23 protein-coding genes and 2 pseudogenes are annotated in these 21,359 nt (G+C 59.6%); 21 read left to right on the top strand and 4 right to left on the bottom strand.

From position 1 onward, the window contains the following. The first annotated feature begins 231 nt into the window (after positions 1-231). Both OOT33_RS17425 and OOT33_RS17420 read left to right on the top strand, forming a co-directional pair. Complete coding sequence (locus OOT33_RS17425) at positions 232-528, top strand: integration host factor subunit alpha (protein WP_307747996.1); 297 nt, start codon at positions 232-234, stop codon at positions 526-528. Positions 529-588: 60 nt separating this feature from the next. Then, entirely contained in the window at positions 589-951 is a 363-nt protein-coding gene (locus OOT33_RS17420) for a MerR family transcriptional regulator (RefSeq protein ID WP_307751176.1), read from the top strand. Between the two features lie 186 nt (positions 952-1,137). Here the strand turns inward: OOT33_RS17420 and OOT33_RS17415 are convergent. Both OOT33_RS17415 and OOT33_RS17410 read right to left on the bottom strand, forming a co-directional pair. After that, positions 1,138-1,824, bottom strand: a pseudogene (locus OOT33_RS17415) (NAD(P)/FAD-dependent oxidoreductase); the annotation flags it as partial. A gap of 55 nt (positions 1,825-1,879) precedes the next feature. Then, positions 1,880-2,644 carry an IS6-like element IS6100 family transposase gene (locus OOT33_RS17410; RefSeq protein WP_001389365.1) on the bottom strand — a complete coding sequence of 255 codons (765 nt, stop codon included), beginning with the start codon at positions 2,642-2,644 and terminating at the stop codon, positions 1,880-1,882. 234 nt (positions 2,645-2,878) lie between these two features. Here OOT33_RS17410 and OOT33_RS17405 point away from each other — a divergent pair, with 234 nt between their 5' ends. From OOT33_RS17405 to OOT33_RS17375, 7 genes and pseudogenes are all read left to right on the top strand, one after another. Continuing rightward, positions 2,879-4,024: an acyl-CoA dehydrogenase family protein gene (locus tag OOT33_RS17405; protein ID WP_017503623.1), complete on the top strand. Its 1,146-nt coding sequence runs from the start codon at positions 2,879-2,881 to the stop codon at positions 4,022-4,024. Further along, on the top strand, positions 4,021-5,091 hold the full coding sequence (locus OOT33_RS17400) for a CaiB/BaiF CoA-transferase family protein (RefSeq protein WP_017503624.1): 1,071 nt from the start codon (positions 4,021-4,023) through the stop codon (positions 5,089-5,091). The genes OOT33_RS17405 and OOT33_RS17400 overlap by 4 nt, the downstream gene beginning before the upstream one ends. Then, a complete protein-coding gene (locus OOT33_RS17395; RefSeq protein WP_150426984.1) occupies positions 5,088-6,755 on the top strand; it encodes a long-chain-fatty-acid--CoA ligase in 1,668 nt (555 codons plus the stop codon). The genes OOT33_RS17400 and OOT33_RS17395 overlap by 4 nt, the downstream gene beginning before the upstream one ends. A gap of 27 nt (positions 6,756-6,782) precedes the next feature. Beyond that, entirely contained in the window at positions 6,783-7,964 is a 1,182-nt protein-coding gene (locus OOT33_RS17390; protein WP_017503626.1) for a thiolase family protein, read from the top strand. Next, positions 7,961-8,761 (top strand): enoyl-CoA hydratase/isomerase family protein, encoded by an 801-nt coding sequence (locus tag OOT33_RS17385; RefSeq protein ID WP_156843225.1) that lies wholly within the window; start codon positions 7,961-7,963, stop codon positions 8,759-8,761. The genes OOT33_RS17390 and OOT33_RS17385 overlap by 4 nt, the downstream gene beginning before the upstream one ends. Before the next feature lie 30 nt (positions 8,762-8,791). Further along, positions 8,792-9,574: an SDR family NAD(P)-dependent oxidoreductase gene (locus OOT33_RS17380; RefSeq protein ID WP_156843226.1), complete on the top strand. Its 783-nt coding sequence runs from the start codon at positions 8,792-8,794 to the stop codon at positions 9,572-9,574. After that, positions 9,546-9,947 (top strand): annotated as a pseudogene (locus OOT33_RS17375) (ABC transporter substrate-binding protein); the annotation flags it as partial. The gene OOT33_RS17380 and the pseudogene OOT33_RS17375, both read left to right, overlap by 29 nt. Before the next feature lie 65 nt (positions 9,948-10,012). On the opposite strand, the gene OOT33_RS17370 reads toward OOT33_RS17375, so the two are convergent. Beyond that, positions 10,013-10,777 carry an IS6-like element IS6100 family transposase gene (locus OOT33_RS17370; protein WP_001389365.1) on the bottom strand — a complete coding sequence of 255 codons (765 nt, stop codon included), beginning with the start codon at positions 10,775-10,777 and terminating at the stop codon, positions 10,013-10,015. A gap of 150 nt (positions 10,778-10,927) precedes the next feature. Here OOT33_RS17370 and OOT33_RS17365 point away from each other — a divergent pair, with 150 nt between their 5' ends. The 5 genes from OOT33_RS17365 to OOT33_RS17345 all read left to right on the top strand — a co-directional run bounded on the left by OOT33_RS17365 (position 10,928) and on the right by OOT33_RS17345 (position 13,909). Beyond that, positions 10,928-11,929 carry a GSU2403 family nucleotidyltransferase fold protein gene (locus OOT33_RS17365; protein ID WP_307751169.1) on the top strand — a complete coding sequence of 334 codons (1,002 nt, stop codon included), beginning with the start codon at positions 10,928-10,930 and terminating at the stop codon, positions 11,927-11,929. Between the two features lie 241 nt (positions 11,930-12,170). Then, entirely contained in the window at positions 12,171-12,428 is a 258-nt protein-coding gene (locus OOT33_RS17360; RefSeq protein ID WP_307751167.1) for an AbrB/MazE/SpoVT family DNA-binding domain-containing protein, read from the top strand. A 14-nt stretch (positions 12,429-12,442) separates the two neighbouring features. Beyond that, positions 12,443-12,817, top strand: a complete 375-nt coding sequence (locus OOT33_RS17355) for a PIN domain-containing protein (protein WP_307751165.1) — start codon at positions 12,443-12,445, stop codon at positions 12,815-12,817. Positions 12,818-13,149: 332 nt separating this feature from the next. Then, positions 13,150-13,395, top strand: a complete 246-nt coding sequence (locus tag OOT33_RS17350; protein ID WP_307751164.1) for a helix-turn-helix domain-containing protein — start codon at positions 13,150-13,152, stop codon at positions 13,393-13,395. A 274-nt stretch (positions 13,396-13,669) separates the two neighbouring features. Beyond that, a complete protein-coding gene (locus OOT33_RS17345) occupies positions 13,670-13,909 on the top strand; it encodes a helix-turn-helix domain-containing protein (RefSeq protein ID WP_307751163.1) in 240 nt (79 codons plus the stop codon). A gap of 7 nt (positions 13,910-13,916) precedes the next feature. On the opposite strand, the gene OOT33_RS17340 is transcribed toward OOT33_RS17345, so the two are convergent. Continuing rightward, positions 13,917-14,543, bottom strand: coding sequence for a Hin recombinase (locus OOT33_RS17340; RefSeq protein ID WP_307751161.1), 627 nt, complete (start codon positions 14,541-14,543; stop codon positions 13,917-13,919). 286 nt (positions 14,544-14,829) lie between these two features. Here OOT33_RS17340 and trbB point away from each other — a divergent pair, with 286 nt between their 5' ends. Genes trbB through trbL form a run of 7 tightly spaced genes read left to right on the top strand, consistent with a single transcriptional unit; the run spans position 14,830 to position 21,358 of the window. Then, a complete protein-coding gene (gene trbB / locus OOT33_RS17335) occupies positions 14,830-15,804 on the top strand; it encodes a P-type conjugative transfer ATPase TrbB (RefSeq protein ID WP_307751160.1) in 975 nt (324 codons plus the stop codon). Then, entirely contained in the window at positions 15,794-16,249 is a 456-nt protein-coding gene (locus OOT33_RS17330) for a TrbC/VirB2 family protein (RefSeq protein ID WP_307751158.1), read from the top strand. Before trbB ends, OOT33_RS17330 begins: the two co-directional genes overlap by 11 nt. Position 16,250: 1 nt before the next feature. Further along, on the top strand, positions 16,251-16,541 hold the full coding sequence (gene trbD, locus OOT33_RS17325; RefSeq protein WP_307751156.1) for a conjugal transfer protein TrbD: 291 nt from the start codon (positions 16,251-16,253) through the stop codon (positions 16,539-16,541). Beyond that, positions 16,542-18,983: a conjugal transfer protein TrbE gene (locus OOT33_RS17320; RefSeq protein WP_307751155.1), complete on the top strand. Its 2,442-nt coding sequence runs from the start codon at positions 16,542-16,544 to the stop codon at positions 18,981-18,983. Next, positions 18,961-19,752 (top strand): P-type conjugative transfer protein TrbJ, encoded by a 792-nt coding sequence (gene trbJ / locus OOT33_RS17315; RefSeq protein ID WP_307751154.1) that lies wholly within the window; start codon positions 18,961-18,963, stop codon positions 19,750-19,752. The genes OOT33_RS17320 and trbJ overlap by 23 nt, the downstream gene beginning before the upstream one ends. Continuing rightward, positions 19,752-20,054, top strand: a complete 303-nt coding sequence (locus OOT33_RS17310; RefSeq protein ID WP_307751153.1) for a hypothetical protein — start codon at positions 19,752-19,754, stop codon at positions 20,052-20,054. Before trbJ ends, OOT33_RS17310 begins: the two co-directional genes overlap by 1 nt. A gap of 41 nt (positions 20,055-20,095) precedes the next feature. Beyond that, positions 20,096-21,358, top strand: a complete 1,263-nt coding sequence (gene trbL / locus OOT33_RS17305) for a P-type conjugative transfer protein TrbL (protein WP_307751152.1) — start codon at positions 20,096-20,098, stop codon at positions 21,356-21,358. The last annotated feature ends 1 nt before the right edge of the window (position 21,359 follow it).

The raw sequence follows: 21,359 nt of genomic DNA, 5'->3' as shown, positions 1-21,359 counted from the left end.
AAAAACGCCGCCCCTGGGCAAGGAAACAGCGGCTTCGCGGTCTGATCCGTCCAGATCCAGCAGTCTGCGCGACCGCAGGTGCCGCTTGCGGCAGAAAATCCTTGTCTAGCGCTCGGATACAGGCGATCTTCACCTCAAACGCCACGCCACTTGGGGAATGCAGGGCAAAAGGCATCCGCTTGGGGAATCAAGTGCGCAATTCTAGGTGGGAAGAAGAGAAAGAACCATATCATGGGGGGTAGAGAAACGCTGACGCGCGCTGATCTGGCGGAAAGCCTGAACGGCAGAGTGGGGCTGTCCCGCGCGGAGTCTGCGAGGATTGTCGAGTCCATACTTGACATGATGTGCGAGGCGCTCGCGCGCGGCGAGAACGTCAAGATTTCTGGGTTCGGCACCTTTGTGCTGCGTGACAAGTCTGCGCGGGTCGGCCGTAATCCAAAAACCGGAATAGAGGTGCCGATCACGCCACGCCGGGTGCTGACCTTCCGGCCGAGCCAGATCATGCGCGAGCACGTTGCCAAGGCCTGATATAGGCGGCAGCGCGCGCTGACCGATTGACGAGATCGGCCTGCCCGGTAAAGTGGGGGCATGACCAAGCAATCCGGTGCCTTTCTCACGATCGGCGAACTTTCCGCTGAACTGAATGTTCCGCAGCACGTCTTGCGCTATTGGGAAACGCGCTTTCCGGCGCTGCGCCCACTCCAGCGCGCGGGCAATCGCCGCTATTACCGGCCTCACGACGTCGAGCTGGCCCGGCGCATCCACCTTCAAACCATTGCAATCTACGATCGAAATAGCCGTGTGGTGAGCCAAGCTCTCAAATCACGATTAATCGGTAATCCCGCTTCAAGCGGGCGCCGCATTTCGCTTATAGCAACGAAACTTCCTTGGGCGCCTTTATGTTCCGCAAGCCAACTGGGCTCAGCACCTTCTTTCACCGGCACCGGCTGAGAGCGGTTAGCTTACCCGCCTCGGTCAATCGAACTGAAATTGGTGGTGAACGCGCGTTTTGAACGCTAGCTTGCTTATCGGAAGCCAGCAATACCTTTTGCAACTCTTCCTTTTGCCGCGCAGGACTACAAAACCCAGCCCGCATTCCAGTCACCATCGCGCTTGATAACCGGTTTGGATCTTGCATTAGATACTTTTAAGCGGCACGTTATGGTCCGCGAGCAGAGTTCTGTCGGGAGTTGCTCCTTCCAGAATCAGTTTTCGACCCTGGACGTAATCCTTCACGGCATTGACACAGTCGAGCGCGATCACCTTGCCGTCCTTCAGATAGACCACCGAGAAGCTACATTCGGAGGGAGCGCCGCGCAGCACCGTGTCATCGTGGCCCATCGAAAGGCCTACTGTCTGCAGCTTGAGATCATACTGGTCCGACCAGAACCAGGGTATCGCGGCATACGGTTCAGCAACGCCAGCGATATGTTTGGCCGCAGTCGTGGCCTGGTCGTTGGCATTTTGTACGGATTCGACCCGTACCTGCGCGCCCCCGGCAAAGCGATTGCGATGCGCCGCGCAATCGCCGACGGCGTAGATGTCGGCGAGGCTGCTGCGACAATACTCGTCCACGACGATACCGTTGTCCGCTTCGGCGTTCGCTTCGACGAGCGGCGCGATCGACGGCAGAATGCCAACTCCGACGATCACCATGTCTGCTGGGATCACCTCCCCATTCGCCAGTGCCACGCCGGTGACGGCGCCCTCACCGATGATGTGATCCACCGCGACGCCTGTGCGCAAATCTATCCCATGGGCACGATGAATCTGTTCATAGAAGCGCGAAATGTCGGCGCCGGCGACACGCGCAAGCACGCGGTCGGGCTCTGTTGCAAAGATTGGCGGCAGTCAGAGGTAGGCTGTCGCTCTGCGCCGATCAGGCGGCTGCTGCGAAATGGTGGTTGAGCATGCCCATGGCCTCCGTCAGCGCCGAGGGCCCAATGCCAAAAGCTCTCTCCACAAGGCGCACCTCGCCCCTGATGCCGGGCTGCAGGCACCAGGGGCGAGCCTGTCCTTTGCGCAGGGCTCGCATGACTTCGAATCCCTTGATCGTGGCATAGGCCGTGGGGATCGATTTGAAACCGCGCACCGGCTTGATCAGTATCTTGAGCTTTCCGTGATCGGCCTCGATCACGTTATTGAGATACTTCACCTGCCGGTGGGCCGTCTCCCGGTCCAGCTTTCCTTCGCGCTTCAATTCGGTGATCGCTGCACCATAGCTCGGCGCTTTGTCGGTATTGAGCGTGGCAGGCTTTTCCCAGTGCTTCAGGCCTCGCAGGGCCTTGCCCAGGAACCGCTTCGCTGCCTTGGCGCTGCGGGTCGGCGACAGGTAGAAATCGATCGTGTCGCCCCGCTTGTCGACTGCCCGGTACAGGTAGGTCCACTTGCCCCGCACCTTGACGTAGGTTTCATCCAGGCGCCAGCTCGGATCAAAGCCACGCCGCCAGAACCAGCGCAGCCGCTTCTCCATCTCCGGGGCGTAGCACTGGACCCAGCGATAGATCGTCGTATGGTCGACCGAAATGCCGCGTTCCGCCAGCATTTCCTCAAGGTCGCGATAGCTGATCGGATAGCGACAATACCAGCGCACCGCCCACAGGATCACATCACCCTGGAAATGGCGCCACTTGAAATCCGTCATCGTTCCGTCCGTCCAATCTCCGCCAAGCATGCTCAAGCTTCACGATTTTTGCAACAGAGCCCTGGCGGGCAAGACGCGCACGGGCTAAGTACCGACCATATGCCCTAGACAGCCTGAGAACGCAGAGATTCGACGCTTCGCTACCCCCTTGTGGATGTGCGGGCATGACCCGGGGCCACATTGCTGGCCAAGTTTTCAAACCTTCACCGTACCAACTTTCTGAGGAGCGCTTCCATGCTGCCGCAACTGCACCGCCAACCCTGGATGGACAGCGACATCGAGACCTTTCGCGACCAGGTTCGCCGCTACATCGCCGCCGAAATGGCGCCGAAGTTGCCTGGCTGGCGCGAGCAGGGCTACATCCCGCGCGAAACCTGGCGGCCCTTCGGCGAAATGGGCTTTCTGCTGCCCGAAATGCCAGAGGCTTACGGCGGCGCCAGTGCCAGCATCGCCTACCAACTGGTGGTGCAGGACGAGCTGACCAAGGCCGAAATGCCCAACAACGTCACGGTGCACAGCATCGCCTCGCATTACATCATGGACTTCGGCACCGAGGCACAGAAGCAGCGCTGGCTGCCCAAGCTGAACAACGGCGAGATGCTGGCCGGCATCGCGATGACCGAGCCAAGCTGTGGAACGGATCTCAAGGCCATCGCCACCCGCGCGCGTCGCGATGGCGACCACTACGTGATCGACGGCGCCAAGACCTTCATCACCAATGGCTTCACCTGCAACCTGCTGATCGTGGTTGCGCGCACCGGCGAAGCGGGGAGCCGGGGCTTGTCGCTGATCGTGGTGGAGACCGAAAACCTACCCGGGTTTCGCGTGGGCCGCCTACTCGAAAAGATCGGCATGCCGGCGTCGGACACGGCCGAACTCTTCTTCGACGAGGTGCGTGTGCCGGTTGACCAGTTGCTGGGGGGCGTCGAAGGCCATGGATTCAAGCAGTTGATGAGCCAGCTGCCCTACGAGCGGATGTCCATCGCGGTGCCAGCGGCGGCCGTCATCGACCGAGCCCTGGAGCTGACCATCGAATACACAAAGGAGCGCAAGATCTTCGGCGCGCCGTTGTTCGACATGCAGACCACGCGCCACAAGCTGGCCGAGCTGGCCACCATCGCCCACGTGGTGCGCACCTTCGTCAACGACTGCACGCAGCGGCTGCTGGACAGAACGCTCGACGACGAGGCTGCGTACATGGCTAAGTGGTGGTGCACAGAACAGCAGTGCCGTGTGACCGACGAATGCTTGCAGTTGTTCGGCGGCTATGGCTTCATGGCCGAGTACCCGATCGCGCGCATGTACGCCGCCTCGCGCGTGCAGAAGATCTACGGCGGCGCGAACGAGGTCATGAAGGAACTGATCGCGAGGAAGCTGTGAACGCGCCGCACACGCTGCGGACGCCGCTAAACGGCATCCGCGTGGTGGAGTTCGAGGGCCTCGGGCCGGGCCCGCTGGCCGCCATGATGCTGGCCGACATGGGCGCCGAGGTGATCGTGCTGACACGGGCCGAGCAGGCTGCTGGAGCGCAGCTGCTGGGCGGAGCGGCGAGGAATCCGCTACACCGCGGCAAGACAGTCGAGGTCATAGACCTGAAGTCGGCCGACGGCAAGGTGCGCGCTCTGGCGCTGATCGCCCAGGCCGACGCCCTGATCGAGGGCTATCGCCCAGGTGTGATGGAGCGGCTGGGCCTCGGTCCCGCCGAATGCGCTGCGCGCAACCCCCGGTTGGTCTACGGCCGGATGACGGGCTGGGGCCAGGACGGCCCGCTCGCCCAGGCCGCTGGCCATGACCTGAACTATGTCGCGTTGACGGGCTTGCTGTCGCTGTCTGCGCGGAGGGGGCAGGCGCCTATCGTGCCGCCCTCGGTACTCGGGGACGCGACGGGGGCGCTGGGCCTTGCCTTTGGCGTCGCCTGTGCGTTGGTCGATTCGCGCGCCACCGGTCAAGGCAGGGTCGTGGACGCGGCAATAGTCGACATCGTGGCCATGCTGGGCACGCTGGTGCACTGGATTCGCGCCAATGGGCAGATCGATGGCGCGCAGCCGAGTCCGTTTCACGATTCGCCATTCTATGACGTGTATGCCTGCGCCGACGGCGGCTTCATCAGCCTCGCGGCGGTAGAGCCCGCATTCCACGCACTGCTGCTGTCAAAGCTGGGCCTGACGGACGTCAACCCTGCCGAGCAGTACGAAACTGCGAAGTGGCCAGCGCTGAAGGAGCGCATCGTGGCCCTTATCCGCAGCAGGCCCCGGGCGCACTGGTGCGAATTGCTCGAAGGCAGCGACGCCTGCTTTGCGCCTGTGCTCAGCTTGGCCGAGTCAGTTCGGCATCCGCACAACGCGGCAAGGGGCATCTACCAATCCACCCCCTCCGGCGCCATCGAAGCGGCTCCGGCCCCACGGTTCCAGGCTCTCAACGCAACCACTCAGGAGACAAAGAAATGACAGCTACCACCCAGCTCGTTCGCGGATGCCCGTCCACCACGGGTAACGAGCGCCAGCTCAACACTACGACGCTGATCCGGCACGCCGCGCGCACCCACGGGGACCAGGAGATCGTCTACCGCACACCCGATGGTGGCTGGGATCGCTACACCTATGCCGAGTGCTACGCGCGCGTCTGCCGCAGTGCCAATGCACTGCGCGCACTAGGCGTCGAGCCGGGCGACCGGGTCGGCATCCTAGACTGGAATAGTCGGCGCCACTTCGAGCTGTACTGGTCCATCCCCGGCCTGGGCGCGGTCATGCTGCAGATGAACCTGCGCCTAGGCGCTGAGGACTTGGGCTATGTGGTTGGCCACAGCAAGGTGTCTTACGTCTGCGTGGACGAGTCCTTGCTGCCGATCGCCGAATCCGTTGCAGCGAACTCCCCCCAGATCAAGGGCTGGATCGTCATGACCGACAAGCCGCTGGACCAGATCAAGACCACGCTGAAGCCGCTGCTGCACTATGAAGACCTGCTGGCCGCTGCCGACACGAAGATCGACTGGCCCGAGATTGACGAAACCTCGGCTTACAGCGCCTGCTATACCACCGGCACCACAGGCAAGCCCAAGGGCGTGTACTACTCGCACCGCGGCATCTACTTGCACTCCACGGCCATGGCCACTAATTTGGGCATGACGCTGGACGACTGCGTCATGCTCATCACGCCCATGTTCCACGGGCAGTGCTGGGGCCTGCCACAGGCCGCCACGCTGCTGGCCGACAAGATCGTGCTGCCTGGCCGCTACGCTGCCGAAGACACCAAGCCGCTGGTTGACGCCATGATCGCCGAGGGTGTGACCATCACCAATGGCGCGCCGGCCATCTTCCAACCGATGCTGCAGTACATCGAGACGATGCCGGTCAAGCCGGACTTTGGCCGCATGCGCATGCTGTCTGGTGCCTCCGAGCCACCGCTGTCGATGATGATCGGTTTCTACAACCTCACGGGCGCTGAGGTGGTGCACGCCTACGGCGCCACCGAAGCCACTACGCTGGTGACCGTCAACCGTCTCAAGCCCACGCTGAGTAACCGCTTGACCCAGGAGGAGCGGTGGAATCTCAAGCGCAAGCAGGGCCTGGTCCTGACTGGCGTGGACATCCGCATCCTAAATGCCAACGACCAGGACCTGCCGCACGACGGCCAGTCGGCCGGAGAGATTTGCCTGCGCGGCCCCTGGATCACGACCAGCTACCACGACATGCCCGATTCTGGTGATCGCTTCTTGGTGGGCGGGTGGTGGCGCTCGGGCGATGTCGGCACGGTGGACGAGAACGGCTACCTCAAGGTCACTGACCGCATCAAGGACGTGATCAAGAGCGGCGGCGAATGGATTTCTTCCATCGACATGGAAAACCTGCTCATGGGCCATTCCGCCGTGCGTGATGCCGCGGTGGTCGGCATTCCTCATGCGAAGTGGCAGGAAAGGCCGCTGGCCCTGGTGGTGCTGAAGCCCGGCCAGCAGGCAACCCAGGAACAACTGCAGGAACACCTATCCAGCGCCTTCGCAAAGTGGCAGTTGCCCGATCAGGTCCTGTTTGTCGAAGCCATCCCCAAGACCAGCGTCGGCAAGCTCGACAAGAAGCGCATACGCGCCGAGCATGCGGGCCGCTACGCAGAGTGAGCCAACCTTTTTCTACAGGAGAACAACATGAATGACCATGAACCCGTCATCGTCGGTGCTCTGCGCACCCCGGTGGGCAAACGCGGTGGGCGCCTGCAGAAATGGCACCCCGTCGATCTGCTGGGCGAGACGCTACGCCAACTGGTCGAGCGCTCCGGCGTCAACCCCGCAGATCTGGACGATGTGATCGTTGGCTGCGTGCTGCAGTGGGATCAACAGCACGGCAACCTGGGACGTCATGCCGTATTGGCAGCGGGACTGCCCGAATCCGTCCCGGCTGTGACGGTTGACCGGCAATGCGGCTCCGGCCAGCAAGCGGTCAGCTTTGCCGTGCACGGTATCCAGGCTGGTGCCTACCAACTGGTTATCGGGGCCGGGGTGGAGTCGATGTCGCAGGCTCCCATGCCACCTTCGTTCAAGCCCGGCGCGCCGCTGGGCTCGCAATACAGCCCGCGCGAACTGGCGCGCTACCAGGACAACCCGCTGCTGCCGCAAGGCGTCTCGTCGGAGTTGATGAACAAGCGCTTCGGCCTCACGCGCGAGGCCCTGGACGCTTTCGCCGTGCGCAGCCATCGGCGCGCCATCGCGGCATCGCAGGCCGGCCGTGTCCAAGATCAACTGGTGCGGCTGAACGAGGACCCGGCCGACCCGGACAGCCCGATCATCACCGCCGATGAGGGCATGCGCGCGGACCCCAACCTCGAAAAGATGGCCACGCTCAAGCCCGTGTTTTCCGCAGACGGCGCCACCACGGCCGCCAACTCGTCGCAGATCAGCGATGGAGCCGCTGCGCTGCTGATCGCCAGCCGCGCCTATGCCAAACAGCATGGCCTGGTGCCGCGAGCGCGCTTCGTCAGCACTGCCGTGGCGGCAGCCGACCCCGTCATCCAGTTCACCGCTGTTCTCGATGCCACCCGCAAGGCGCTGAAGGAATCGTGTCTGAGCCTGGCCGACATTGACCTGTTTGAAGTCAACGAAGCCTTTGGCGGAGTGCCGCTGATGTTCCAGCAGGAATTCCGCATTCCGGATGATCGCCTCAACGTCAACGGCGGCTCGGTGGCGATCGGCCATCCGCTGGGTTCCACCGGCGCGCGCATGCTCACCGACCTGCTGTGCGAGCTGGAGCGCCGGGGCGGCCGCTATGGCCTGCAAACCATCTGCGAGGCCTCGGGCACGGCCAATACAACCATCATCGAGCGACTGGCATGAGCGTGGCCAACATGAGCGAATCCAGCGAAGTGCTCGTCAGCCGCGAAGGCGCCATTGTCACGTTGACCATCAACCGCCCCCGTGCGAAGAACAGCTTGAACCGCACGGTATTCGATGGCCTGCGCGCACAGCTTGCGCAACTGCGCGACGACGATGCTGTGCGAGCCGTCGTCATCACCGGTGCCGAGGGAGTGTTTTGCGCAGGAGTTGACATCACGGCGTTCGAGGTTCTGCGCGCCGCGCCACTGATGGGTGATCGCGGACCGACGGGCTGGGACTTCTTTTCGGAACTGGGGAGATTTCCTAAGCCCGTCATTGCGGCGGTCGAAAAGGTCGCGCTGGGCGGCGGCACGGAACTGGCGCTGGCCTGCGACATCGTGATCGCCGGCGAGTCCGCCAAGTTCGGCGTGCCGGAAGTCAAGCTGGGCGCCATTCCTGGCGCCGGTGGCACCCAGCGCCTGATCCATGCCATCGGCAAGTCCAAGGCGATGGCCCTGCTGCTGACCGGCGATTTCATTGACGCCCGCAAAGCCTGCGACTTCGGCATCGTCGCTGAAGTGACGGCCGACGGCCAAGCCCTACCGACGGCGTTGGCGATGGCCAGCCGGATTGCGGCCAATTCGCCACTGGCCGTGGTTCTGGCGAAAGACGCGGCCTTGGCCAGCTTTGAAACTCCGCTCGCGCAGGGCCTGGAGCATGAGAAGCGCAATTTCTTCGTCGTTTTGCGTTCGGCCGACAACCTGGAAGGGCAAGCGGCATTCTTGGGCAAGCGTGCCCCCAATTTCACTGGCCATTAACGCCTGTCTGTCCTCTATCAAGGAAAAGCCATGAAACTGAATTCCGACATTTCTGCCGTCATCACCGGGGGGGCTTCCGGTCTGGGAGCTGCCACGGCCCGACTCTTGGCGAGCCACGGCGTCAAAGTCGCCATCTTCGACATGAACGAAGCCGTCGGCCAGGCTTTGGCAAGCGAGCTTGGCGGCGTTTACTGCAATGTGGACGTGATGTCCGAGGAGCAGGTGGACGCAGCCTTCGCCAAGGCCCGCGCCGCGATCGGGCAGGAACGCATTTTGGTCAACTGCGCCGGCACTGCCGATGCCGTCAAGACTGTCAGCCGCGACAAGAAAACCGGCGAAATCCGCCCATGCGCGGCAGATCGTTTCAATCGCATCATTCAGATCAACCTGGTGGGCACCTTCCGCTGCATCGCCAAGTCAGCTGCGGGTATGTTGACGCTCGCGCCGCTCGCCGATGGCGACCGCGGCGCCATCGTCAACACCGCTTCGGCCGCCGCGCAGGACGGCCAAGTCGGCCAGGCCAGCTATGCGGCCAGCAAGGCAGCAATCGTGGGTATGACCCTTCCAATCGCGCGCGACATGATGGACGAAGGGATTCGGATCAACACCATCATGCCGGGGATCTTCGGTACACCTTTGCTGTTGAGCCTGCCAGACAACGTCAAACAGGCGCTGGCGGCCAGCGTGCCCTTTCCCAAGCGGTTGGGTGACCCCGATGAATTCGCGCAGACCGTCGAGTTTCTCGTCACTTGCGGCTACATGAACGCCGAGTCCATTCGTGTGGATGGTGCCATTCGGATGGCGCCGCGCTGACGTATCAATTTACCTGACCCATCCAACCACAACAGGAGACATCATGCAGAAAAGACAATTCATCACCATGCTTTCCGGCGCCATGCTGACGGGCGTTTCTGGTCTGACCCGCGCGCAGGGCGCGGGCATCCAAGGCGTAACAGACAGCGAGATCAAGATCGGCACGACCCTCCCGCTTAGCGGCCCGGCCGCAGGCTATGGCGCCGTCGGCAAGGCCATGTCTGCATGGTTTGATCTGGTAAACGCTGAGGGTGGCTTGAATGGTCGCAAGCTCAAGCTGGTGCTGGCCGACGATGGCTACAGCCCGCCGAAAACCCTGGAGCAAGTGCGCCGCCTGGTGGAGCGTGAGCAGGTGGCCTTCATTGCGGGTCAGATAGGCTCGTCGGCTCTGTTGCAAAGATTGGCGGCAGTCAGAGGTAGGCTGTCGCTCTGCGCCGATCAGGCGGCTGCTGCGAAATGGTGGTTGAGCATGCCCATGGCCTCCGTCAGCGCCGAGGGCCCAATGCCAAAAGCTCTCTCCACAAGGCGCACCTCGCCCCTGATGCCGGGCTGCAGGCACCAGGGGCGAGCCTGTCCTTTGCGCAGGGCTCGCATGACTTCGAATCCCTTGATCGTGGCATAGGCCGTGGGGATCGATTTGAAACCGCGCACCGGCTTGATCAGTATCTTGAGCTTTCCGTGATCGGCCTCGATCACGTTATTGAGATACTTCACCTGCCGGTGGGCCGTCTCCCGGTCCAGCTTTCCTTCGCGCTTCAATTCGGTGATCGCTGCACCATAGCTCGGCGCTTTGTCGGTATTGAGCGTGGCAGGCTTTTCCCAGTGCTTCAGGCCTCGCAGGGCCTTGCCCAGGAACCGCTTCGCTGCCTTGGCGCTGCGGGTCGGCGACAGGTAGAAATCGATCGTGTCGCCCCGCTTGTCGACTGCCCGGTACAGGTAGGTCCACTTGCCCCGCACCTTGACGTAGGTTTCATCCAGGCGCCAGCTCGGATCAAAGCCACGCCGCCAGAACCAGCGCAGCCGCTTCTCCATCTCCGGGGCGTAGCACTGGACCCAGCGATAGATCGTCGTATGGTCGACCGAAATGCCGCGTTCCGCCAGCATTTCCTCAAGGTCGCGATAGCTGATCGGATAGCGACAATACCAGCGCACCGCCCACAGGATCACATCACCCTGGAAATGGCGCCACTTGAAATCCGTCATCGTTCCGTCCGTCCAATCTCCGCCAAGCATGCTCAAGCTTCACGATTTTTGCAACAGAGCCCGGCCAATCACTTACTGATTTAACATAATCTTTGTTATCGGACTATCCCGCATTTTGACAAATAGCCCGGCGTGTGGGATAAATATAGCATGTCTGGCTTTCGCTCCTTCAGCGACGAACAGTCGCGCCTGCTTGTCAACCTGCGCCAGCGCTACGAAGCCTGGATGGCGCTCGAGCGCGAGCGTGCGACAATGCCCTACGACATGCGCCGCAAGACCATCGGCCCACACGACTATCTTTATAGGATCTTCGACCGCGGCGGCAACGGCAAGAGCATGGGACGCTGGGATGCAGCGCGCGAAGCCGAGTTCACCACCTACCATGCCCGCAAGTCGGCGTTGAAACAGGCGCTGGAAGACCAGCGCACTGCGCTCGCGGAAAGCGCGGCGCTGTACCGAGCGCTCAGGCTTCCGCTGCTGTCGAGCGACGCCGGCCCGATCTTGCGCGAATGCGATCGGCGCAATTTGCTTGGTTCCCACCTGTTCGTGGTTGGGACCAATGCGATTGCTGCCTACATGATCGAGGCCAATGCTTTCGTCCTGTTGCCAGACGAGACCGAGGATTTCGATCTCGCCTGGGTCGCTGGCGAGCCTGACCTGACCGGCAAGACGGTGTGGGACATGCTCAAAGCAGTTGATCCCACCTTCACCATCAACAGCGAGCGCGACTTCCAAGCCCGAAACTCCAAGGCTTACGAGGTCGAACTGCTCGTCGCACCGTCGCGCGCCGACACGCTCGACACCACCGACCGCCCACGACCGATCCCGTTGCTCGAACAGGAATGGCTCCTGCTCGGTCGGCCTGTTGACCATGTCGTCGGCTGCCGCGATGGTTCACCTGCTCGCATTGTAGCGCCCGATCCGCGCTGGTTCGCGCTCCACAAGTTGTGGATGTCTGCCCAGACGAAGCGCAATCCGCTCAAGCGCCCAAAGGACCGGAAACAGGGTGAAGGCCTGCTCAACCTGATTGCCCTCGCCATACCGCACTACCCGCTGGACGCGGCATTCGAGACCGCACTTCCTGCCGAACTGAAGCCGTTCTACGAGGATTGGAACACACAGCGTCCGGCTCCGTCCAGGGCGAAATGGTAAGGGCGATCAGCCATTGAAACGCAGAGCCCCAAGATAGCCGAGCCAGTTGGTCGCGCTCGCATGGAGCAACGGTCAGCAGCTCGTGTTTGCGCCTCGCCATTCCGACTCCCCGCCCACTAAATGCCGTCAAGCCTGTTTGGCCGCTTATCGACGCCAAATTTACTGGCATGAAATCCATTGTGACAATTAATCTTATATGGCATAATTCTCTTCATGCCTCAATGAATTGAAGGAGTGGGAAATGGGGAAGGCGTTCGATGCCAGAGTGGCGCAAAATGGTCGTTTGGTGCTTCCGAAAATGGTGAGAGAAGCTTTGGGTATGGCGGACGGCGGCACGGTAGTGTTTTCGCTCGAAGGCGATGAAGTCCGATTGACGTCAATAGGACAGAGCATAGGGCACGCCCAGGAGCTCTATCGACGTCACGCCACGCACGATGCCTCGGTCGATGAATTTCTTGCCGAGCGTCGTGCCGAAGCCGAGCGCGAGGACCAGGCCTGATCATGCCGTCTGTTGTGTTCGACGCCTCGGCGATCTTGGCCCTGCTCCGTGACGAAGTCGGAGCTAATATGGTTGCGGCCCATATCGGCGATGGTGTGATCTCGGCGGTCAATCTCCAGGAAGTGATCAAGGAATTGATCAGGCGCGGCATCTCCCCCGACGCATCTATTGAAATGCTCGACGCACTTCATCTCGATATACGGTCACATGACCGGGAAGGCGCGATCGCGGCGGCGGCGCTGTACCCTGCCACGCGGGAATATGGCTGCGGGCTCGGGGATCGCACCTGCATGGCCCTTGCGATTGCAGAAGGCCTGCCCGCTCTGACGGCCGACCGCGCGTGGGAGCGCGTGGAGGCATCAGGGTTGCAGATCAAGCTTGTTAGATGACCACTGGAGGCGCAGGTCAACGCCAACATATCGCGACCATATGGCGAACCTACACCCCTTGTCGGGCTCGAGACGAAACTTGAACAACAAATACTCGATCCCGCTGGCCATAGCCGCCGGCAAAACAGCTCTGAGATCATCGGTCCCGGAGAAGCCGCGCAGCCTATACCGAAACGCGCTCGAGGTAGCCCGCTGCTGAGCCGGCGGGTCCCGGCCCGGAACGACCAGTGACCCTCAAACATGGACAAAAAAATCTTTAACGCCACGCGATTTGTAGTAGGGAACGAACATCCTACAAAACATAGCATGGGGTCGTAAGGAAAGAATCCAATATGGTGCAGAGTTTCAATCTGGAGAAGCGAACCTCGGAACTGGCAATAATTTTTGGTGAAAACTGCCGGAGACGCAGGAAAGAATTGAGTATATCACAAAGATCCCTTTCCCAAATGACGGGGATTGCCATAGCGCACCTGTCCAATATTGAGAATGGACGTGCCAATCCCACTTTAGAACTAATGGAAACTATCGCCCAAGCCGTTGATAGTCCATTAGTTTCATTATTATCCAAAATGGATTGATCTTGCTTTCACGATCCTAGTTGCTCTCGCCGCGAGAGACTCTATATCATTGGTGGTATGACAGATTCCCTAGGGGGATATTAGAAGATCCATAATTGCGGGTGCTGTGTCCCCAACTGTGATCGGTCGGAAGTATTTGCTGCTACGCTGCACCAAAAGCCTGATCGAGAACCAGAAGCACTCGCGATAATCTGAAGCTGATTCGTAAAGAAGAACGCGAATTGGGCACGGGCTTTCGTGCTTGACGCATGTTTTGGGTGAGGAGCTTTGCTGAGTGGAAAACCAAATATCGGGCCAACCGAATCTAGCAAGTCTGACCGACAACGTTAGCAATAACATCAACAGCCTTATAAAGGATAAGACCATCGATTTGAGGGAAGTTGCAAAAATCTCCGCGCTTTCGCCCGAACGGCTGGACGATATTGCGAAAGGCACGGCTCAGCACATAAGCTTGAGCGAAATCGTCGCCATCGCTCATGCACTGGGAATTTCCGAAATCGAGTTACTGAGTTAAATCGCTTTTACGAGTATCGCCGCAAGAAATCGAACAGGGTGGTTCGGCGAACATTCATGTCACGGGCAACCGAGCTTACGGTAGCCCCAGGTTGAGATAATCGTGCTTGTATGTCGGTCAACTGCTCCGGATTGAGTCTTGGCTTTGGGCCTGGCTTTGATTGGTCCGGAGGATGCGATTTGACGCCGTGGAGATGCCTCCAGTGCTGATCCAACAGAGCAATGAGGCGCATTAGCTCGCTTTTGCCATCGTCGGGCGAGATCACAAGAGCCGCATTGCCAATTTCGATCGCTATGCCTTTTTGCAGCAGTTTATGGAAAATCCGCACGAGCGACATGGTATTGACCGGCAGGCAGGACAGGTCATGAATCTTGATGGTGTCGCCGCTCGCCAGCGCGTTGCCCTGACGAGCAAGCTGCTTCAGCAGTTGATGCACGCCCCCTCGACCCGACTCAACGATGATATCCCCGTCGACGTAGGAGGCCGATATTTGCTCCTTCGGTGACGGGCTTTGGCATTCCTGCGCGATCAACAAAAATCGTGTCGGCACACCGCCCTGCCATCCTTGATCCAAGCGCAAACGCGCAACCAGCTGCGTGATGGCCTGTGTATGCAAACGCTGCCCAAAAACCAAGCCATTCGATCCATTTGCACCTGATCTTCGGGCGGCGCGAGCCAGCCCGCTCACTGAATCAGACGTGCGCTTCAGACGAGGCGGAGATCAATAAATCTAGTTTTCAAAGGCTTATCCGCGCCTGGTCTTATGCCCTGCTTATCGAACGATACGTCGCCTTCGGAGCAAAAATTCTTAACGCAATCTTAAGATTCGGCCATTGCTCGATTATCGGAATTAGTGTTAATGATAATATCGGACTCAAAGACTTCGACGTGAGGGGCTTATGCCGGGACCATCATCATCCATGGAGCAGCTCACCGCCGAAAGCCGGCGGCGCATTTCGGTAAAACTGCAGGATGAGTTGGGCGAAGTCATCTGCGCGACGCTCAAGGAGCCTGATGTGGTTGAAGTGATGGTCAATCCCGATGGCTCTTTATGGGTCGAACGTTTGGGCAAGAGCCTGGTCCAGCTCGAAGAGGACGGCTATGTCTCGCCCGCGCGCGTGATAGCGACCGTTGCAGCCTTCGCAGATACCGTTGTGACACGCCAATCGCCGATTGTGAGTGCGGTGTTGCCGACTGATGGCAGCCGCTTCGAAGGCCTGTTGCCTCCCATAGTCGCTGGTCCCACTTTCACGATCCGCCGCAAAGCCTCTAAGGTGTTTGCACTCGAAGATTATGCGAGCAACAGCATCATGTCGACCAGCGACATCATGGTCTTGCGGACAGCCGTTGCCGAACGGCGCAACATCATGATTGCAGGCGGCACAGGGTCGGGGAAGACCACGCTTGCGAACGCCCTCATTCAGGAAATCAGCCTCATTCATCCTGACCATCGTATCGTCATCATCGAGGATACGGCCGAAATTCAATGTTCGGCACGCAACAAGGTCCAGATGCTCACCAGCGATGACGTCGGGATGGACCGACTGCTCCGCTCGACCATGCGGCTTCGCCCCGATCGCATCATTGTCGGCGAGGTGAGAGGCGGCGAAGCCCTGACCCTCCTCAAGGCATGGAACACCGGCCATCCGGGCGGGATCGGCACAATCCATGCAAATAGTGCGCATGCCGCGCTCGATCGGCTTGAAAGCCTGATCGGCGAAAGCACGGCATCGCCGATGCGCCGCCTGATCGGGGAAGCGGTCGACATGGTGATTTTCATCACCAACGACAACGGCACGCGCCGGATCAGCGAGATTCTCGAAGTCACGAACTCCGACGGTGACAGCTATCTGACCAAATCATTCGCACGAAGGGAAGAACAGCATGCAGCATGACAGATTGATGCGCTGGGTAGCGGGCATAAGCCTGGCATTACTACCCAGCTCGGCATTCGCCACGACAACCGCCGGCGCCCTCCCCTGGGAAGGTCCATTGAGCCTTGTGCAGCAATCCTTGAACGGTCCAGTCGCTGGTGCGCTCTCGCTGATTTCGATTACCGTCGCTGGTGCGACCCTCATTTTCGGTGGTGAGATCGGCGACTTTGCCAAGCGCCTTTGCTACATCGTTCTCGTGATCGGCATCATGGCTCTCGCCGGCACGGCCTACACCACCTTGTTTGCTGGTGCGGCCGCAACAATCGGCAAAACAGCGCCTCCGTCCGATCCGACCGGCACATATCTGCTGGCCGCAATCCTCGGCGCATATTGTCTACGCCGTACCCGTAGCTGGGTCTTCCGACGCAAAGTCCGGGTCGCCTCTCCTGCCATTATAGGAGCGTAATATGTGGGACGGTGAAGTGCGCATCAAAATTCATCGCGCGCTGACCCGTCCCCATTTGATCATGGGCGGGGACCGGGAGCTGGTTCTCGCCCACCTGCTCGTATGCGCGATCCTCATCGGCGTTGTTCTCTCCTGGTATGGAGTCTTCGTCGGCTTCCTTCTCGCCCTGGTCGGATTGCCGCTCTATCGGCGGCTTGCAAAAGCCGATGTCGATATGCGGCGCGTCTATCTCAGGCACATTCGATACAGATTATCCTATTGCGCACGATCGAGCCCGTGGAGGACGCTGTAAATGCTCCGGCTCAAAAAATATCGTTCGCCCTCCCCCGGCTTTGCCGATTTGCTGCCTTATGCCGCCGAGATTGATGACGGCATCATATTGAACAAGGACGGCAGCCTGATGGCGGGCTGGACCTATCAAGGCCCGGACGTGGAAAGCTCGACACCGGAGGAACTGGCGTTACTCGCGGCGCGCGTGAACAATGTTCTTGTCCGTCTCGGCACCGGACTGGTGCTGCACATAGACAGCTACAGAACCAGTTCGACGGGCTATCCAGCGCCGGAACGCAGCTATTTCCCGGACAAAATTACCCAAGCCATTGACGATGAAAGGCGCCATGCGTTTCAGAACCATGGCCGGCATTTCGAAAGCACGCACTTCATCGTGCTGACCTTCATGCCGCCGGGTGAAAATAGCTCGAAGCTTGAGCGCTGGATGTACGCTGACGATGAGACCGCCAGGCAAACCTACGCTGACATGGCCCTGATTGAGTTCAAGGCAAAGGTCTCCGAATTCGAAGATCAGATCAGCAATATCATCCGGGTGCAGCGCCTCCAGACGGATGTCTATGAGGATGAGCATGGACGCCAGGTTTATCGGGATCATTTGCTCCAGCATATTTGCTGCTGCATCACAGGTGAAAATTTGCCCGTCAGCCTTCCGCCGATACCGATGTATCTGGACGCTGTTCTCTCGCGGCGATTTATTGCCGGCATAACCCCGGTCATTGATGACCAGCGCATCAGCGTCGTTGCGATCGAGGGCTTCCCCAGCTGGTCCGAGCCCGCCATTTTGAACGAGCTCGATCAGCATTCCACGCATTACAGGTGGAGCACGCGGTTCATTGCATTGGACCCGGTTGACGCCAACACGCAGCTCGACAGGCAGCGCCGCAAATGGTCGGGCAAGGCGCGCAAGCTTATGGATCAGATCCTCGGCAAGCAGGACGGCCAACGCGATCAGGACGCCGACGATATGAGTTTGGACGCGGCCGAGGCACAGGCCGAAGCAGCAAGCAATCTTGTGGCTTTTGGCTATTATACGAGTGTTGTCGTGCTCTACGGCGGCAATCAGGATGTGCTCGATCGCACTGCGCGCAAAATTGTCCGGTCATTGGGCAATCTGGGATTTGTCGCGCGGGTCGAAACCTTGAACGCAGCCGATGCCTATATCGGTTCGTTACCCGGCAATGTTGTTGCGAATGTGCGCCGCCCCCTCATCCATTCACTCAATCTCAGTCACCTCATCCCGCTGAACGATGTCTATGCAGGCGCGCATCACAATCCCAATCCGATGTTCCCGCCAGGCTCACCGCCCTTGATGCAGGTGGCGACCTCCGGCTTCACGCCATTGCGATTCAATATTCATTCACACGATGTCGGGCATACGCAGATCCTCGGCCCTACCGGCTCCGGTAAATCCACGCTGCTCGCGCTCATCGCCGCACAGTTTCGCCGATATAGCGGATCGCAGATTTTCATCTTCGACAAGGGCAGCAGCATTTTGCCGCTGACGCTTGCCATAGGTGGCAGGCATTATGGGATCGGAGAAGAAGACAGCGATCTCGCCTTTTGTCCGTTGCAGGATATCGACACCGCCTATGGCAAAGCCTGGGCGCAGGAATGGCTTGAAGCCGTCCTTACGCTCAACAAGGTCGAGGTCACGATATCGCACCGTTCCGAGGTAGCCCGCGCCATCCAGTTGCTGGCCGCGGGTAAGCGCCGCACCATCACCGACTTCGTGAACACCGTACAAAATAAGGAAATACGCGAGGCTTTACAGGCCTATACCCTGGAAGCCGCGAACGGACAATTGTTCGATGCGGTGCAGGATAATCTCGACATGGCGGATTTCTCGACATTCGAGCTCGATCGCCTGATGAATATGGGCGAGGACAAGGTGATCCCGGTTCTGCTCTATCTGTTCAACCGGATCGAGAAGCGACTGACGGGCCGCCCGTCGCTCATCATCCTCGACGAGGCATGGATATTTCTGGGCCATCCTGTTTTCAAATCGAAGATCATTGAATGGCTTCGAACCCTTCGTCGCGCCAATTGTTCGGTCATTTTCGCGACACAGAGCGTCGCGGACGCGATGCGCTCCGGCATTATCGAGATATTGTCCGAATCCTGCCCCACCAAGATATTCCTGCCCAATGACGGCATTTTATCGAACGCCAAGGTCCGCGAGCAATATGAGATGCTCGGCCTCAACCAAAGGCAGATCGAAATCATCGCCACCGCGCAGCGTAAGCGTGAATATTATATGGTTACGCCGGAAGGCCGCCGCCTGTTCGACATGGAGCTTGGGCCGCTGACGCTCGCTTTTGTGGGCGCTTCATCGAAAGAAGAGCTGAACCGCATTCGTCTCCTCCACGAAACCTTCAAGGAGGATTGGATCTATCAATGGCTCAAGGAAAGGAACGTCGATCATGAAGCCCTTATCGCTCATTAAAATTGCTCTCGTGGCGAGCGCATTGATACCAGGTGCCATTTCCACTGATGTTGCATTTGCTGGAAGCGTTGGCGGATTTGGCGGCGCAACGGAGTTCACACAGCTCTTGAACAATGCGCAGCTGGCGGGAATCCAGCTCAAGAATATCCAGCAGGTTGCGAACCAGATCACGCAGATCAACAACCAGATTCAGCAAATTTCCTATGCGCTGAAATCCTACAACAACATGATTCAGAATACGGCTTCATTGCCGGCACAGGTGTGGGGAAATGTCACCTCGGAGCTGAATTCACTGCGGTCGCTGGTCAGCCAGGGACGTTCCCTCGCCTATAATCTGGCGAATGTGGACCAGGTCGTCGCCGCGCGCTTCAAGGATTTCGCGGCCTATCAAGCCAGCCCGCTCAATCGGGCCAATTATGCGACCGCCTATGCCGATTGGTCCAAGACCAATTCCGACACCATCGGCGCGGTCCTGAAAACAGCGGGGTTGCAGGAAGGTCAGTTCGCAAACGAGCAGGCCACGCTGCAACAGCTCGAAAATATGAGCATGTCCTCGAACGGTCAGCAAAAGTCGCTCCAGGTAGCGAACCAGATCGCGGTGCAACAAGTCCAGCAACTGCAGAAGCTGCGCCAGCTCGTCATGGCGCAAATGTCGATGCAAGCCGCCTTCAATGCCAAGGTGAGCGCCGTTCAGGACGCCGATGCCGGCAAGAACCAGGCCTTGACCGCTCCGGGTAGCACGCAGCGCAACACAGGCGTGGTCTACTGATGAAGCCGGCCTATCTATACGGCGCCATCGCGACGATCATCCTGTTGGTCATAGTCATCGTGAAATTGACGATTTTCACGAGTACGGTACCGAATAGCGCCTCGACGGCGGCGGGCGGAAATGCCGCTCCTGCCGCCGCGGCAGCGATCACCGATCCGCTTGATCCCGGATATGACTGTCCTCCGGGAAGCGCCATGGCGCATCCGGTAAAGGGTGTTGCCGGAACCTATGGCTGCGATGGCAAAATTGTCCTGGGGCCTGATTATCAGTACACGAAACGCAATACGGGTCGGACATATTAATGTTTGTCTCAGCGGCTAGCAGCCATAATCGGCGCGCGCTTTTGGCCGTTACGACGCTTATGTCCCTGGCGCTGGCTACTCCCGCTTCTGCCCAGGCCGTGCAGCAATCCGCCGTCCTGGATCAGATTGTCGCTCAATATCAGGCGGCGGCTTCGAGCATGGGCTCGAATCTGCAAAGCTTCGCCACCCATCTTTTTGGCGTTCTCGCAGGGATCGAATTTGCCTGGGCGATGATAACCTGCGCGATCAATCAGGCCGACATAAGAGAGTTGGTCGCCGAGATCGTCAAAAGGATCATGTTCATTGGCGTCGGCTTCTGGATCGTCTCGAACGGGATCGGCTTTGGCGGCAACATCATATCGAGCTGGAATATTTTGGCGGGTGCCGCGTCTTCGGCAGTGCCAAGCGGACCCGCCTCGATCCTCGATGAGGGCCTCAATATCGTCGACATAGCGCTAGCCAATCTCACCTGGACTGACATCTCCGGCAGCCTTGCCATCATCATTGCCGCAATCATCGTGCTGATCGCGCTGGGCCTGGTTGCCGCGCAATATATGCTGGTCATTATCGAGGCCAACATCATCATCAATATTGGAGTCATCATCCTGGGCTTTTTGGGCTTCCGGTGGTCGCATGACATCGGCAGACGCTACATTGTTTCGATCATCGCGATCGGCGCCAAGCTCTTCGTGCTAAAAATCACGCTCGGCCTTGGCTTCACCGTCATCAACACGCTGGTTACGGGCATCGGCTCCGTGGGACCAACCCAGCTTCTGAAAGCAATCTTGATATTATTGGGCGTTGCTGTCACCTTCGCCTTCCTCGTTCAGCGCCTGCCTACTCTCATCGAAGGTGTCATGGCGGGCGCGTCTCTCGGAGGAAATAGCGGCATCGCCAATGCCGCGGGCATAACGGGAGCTGCGGCTGCTGCTGTGGGGGCTGCCAGCGCCAGGGCTTCAGTTGTGGCCGCTCAGGCTGTGCGAACGACGCGCTCAAGCGGCGGGTTTGCGCCCAGCGGGATCGGCGGCGTTACGGGCGCGGCCATGGGCCTGGCGCGTGGCATGGGTCTTTCCACCATGGCTACCGTCAAAGCGCTTGCGACCGCCGCCGCCGGCAAGGCGATGAAAACTCCCGGATCAACCTTCGGTGGCATCGGCGGGCAGGCGTTATCGAAGCTTCAGAATCTGCAGACACAGGCGAAGGCCGCTAACGCACAGCCCGGCGGTGGTTCCAATAGCGGCGGTAGCAACGGCGGAGGCTCGACGCCTCAACCTTATATTTCGCCCCTCAACAAAGGCTCATGAC

Origin of the sequence: Sphingobium sp. DEHP117 (assembly GCF_030867385.1) — a bacterium.
In the GTDB taxonomy this organism is placed as follows: domain Bacteria; phylum Pseudomonadota; class Alphaproteobacteria; order Sphingomonadales; family Sphingomonadaceae; genus Sphingobium.
This window is presented reverse-complemented; position numbering and strand designations above follow the sequence as displayed.

Bases quoted from the DNA above. Each gene is read 5' to 3' on its own strand.
- trbB (WP_307751160.1), top strand. From the start codon at position 14,830: ATGGAGCAGCTCACCGCCGAAAGCCGGCGGCGCATTTCGGTAAAACTG.
- OOT33_RS17410 (WP_001389365.1), bottom strand. From the start codon at position 2,644: ATGACGGATTTCAAGTGGCGCCATTTCCAGGGTGATGTGATCCTGTGG.
- OOT33_RS17330 (WP_307751158.1), top strand. From the start codon at position 15,794: ATGCAGCATGACAGATTGATGCGCTGGGTAGCGGGCATAAGCCTGGCA.
- OOT33_RS17390 (WP_017503626.1), top strand. From the start codon at position 6,783: ATGAATGACCATGAACCCGTCATCGTCGGTGCTCTGCGCACCCCGGTG.
- OOT33_RS17360 (WP_307751167.1), top strand. From the start codon at position 12,171: ATGGGGAAGGCGTTCGATGCCAGAGTGGCGCAAAATGGTCGTTTGGTG.
- OOT33_RS17320 (WP_307751155.1), top strand. From the start codon at position 16,542: ATGCTCCGGCTCAAAAAATATCGTTCGCCCTCCCCCGGCTTTGCCGAT.
- OOT33_RS17310 (WP_307751153.1), top strand. From the start codon at position 19,752: ATGAAGCCGGCCTATCTATACGGCGCCATCGCGACGATCATCCTGTTG.
- trbJ (WP_307751154.1), top strand. From the start codon at position 18,961: ATGAAGCCCTTATCGCTCATTAAAATTGCTCTCGTGGCGAGCGCATTG.
- OOT33_RS17425 (WP_307747996.1), top strand. From the start codon at position 232: ATGGGGGGTAGAGAAACGCTGACGCGCGCTGATCTGGCGGAAAGCCTG.
- OOT33_RS17420 (WP_307751176.1), top strand. From the start codon at position 589: ATGACCAAGCAATCCGGTGCCTTTCTCACGATCGGCGAACTTTCCGCT.
- OOT33_RS17365 (WP_307751169.1), top strand. From the start codon at position 10,928: ATGTCTGGCTTTCGCTCCTTCAGCGACGAACAGTCGCGCCTGCTTGTC.
- OOT33_RS17370 (WP_001389365.1), bottom strand. From the start codon at position 10,777: ATGACGGATTTCAAGTGGCGCCATTTCCAGGGTGATGTGATCCTGTGG.
- OOT33_RS17395 (WP_150426984.1), top strand. From the start codon at position 5,088: ATGACAGCTACCACCCAGCTCGTTCGCGGATGCCCGTCCACCACGGGT.
- trbD (WP_307751156.1), top strand. From the start codon at position 16,251: ATGTGGGACGGTGAAGTGCGCATCAAAATTCATCGCGCGCTGACCCGT.
- OOT33_RS17385 (WP_156843225.1), top strand. From the start codon at position 7,961: ATGAGCGTGGCCAACATGAGCGAATCCAGCGAAGTGCTCGTCAGCCGC.
- OOT33_RS17405 (WP_017503623.1), top strand. From the start codon at position 2,879: ATGCTGCCGCAACTGCACCGCCAACCCTGGATGGACAGCGACATCGAG.
- OOT33_RS17380 (WP_156843226.1), top strand. From the start codon at position 8,792: ATGAAACTGAATTCCGACATTTCTGCCGTCATCACCGGGGGGGCTTCC.
- OOT33_RS17350 (WP_307751164.1), top strand. From the start codon at position 13,150: ATGGTGCAGAGTTTCAATCTGGAGAAGCGAACCTCGGAACTGGCAATA.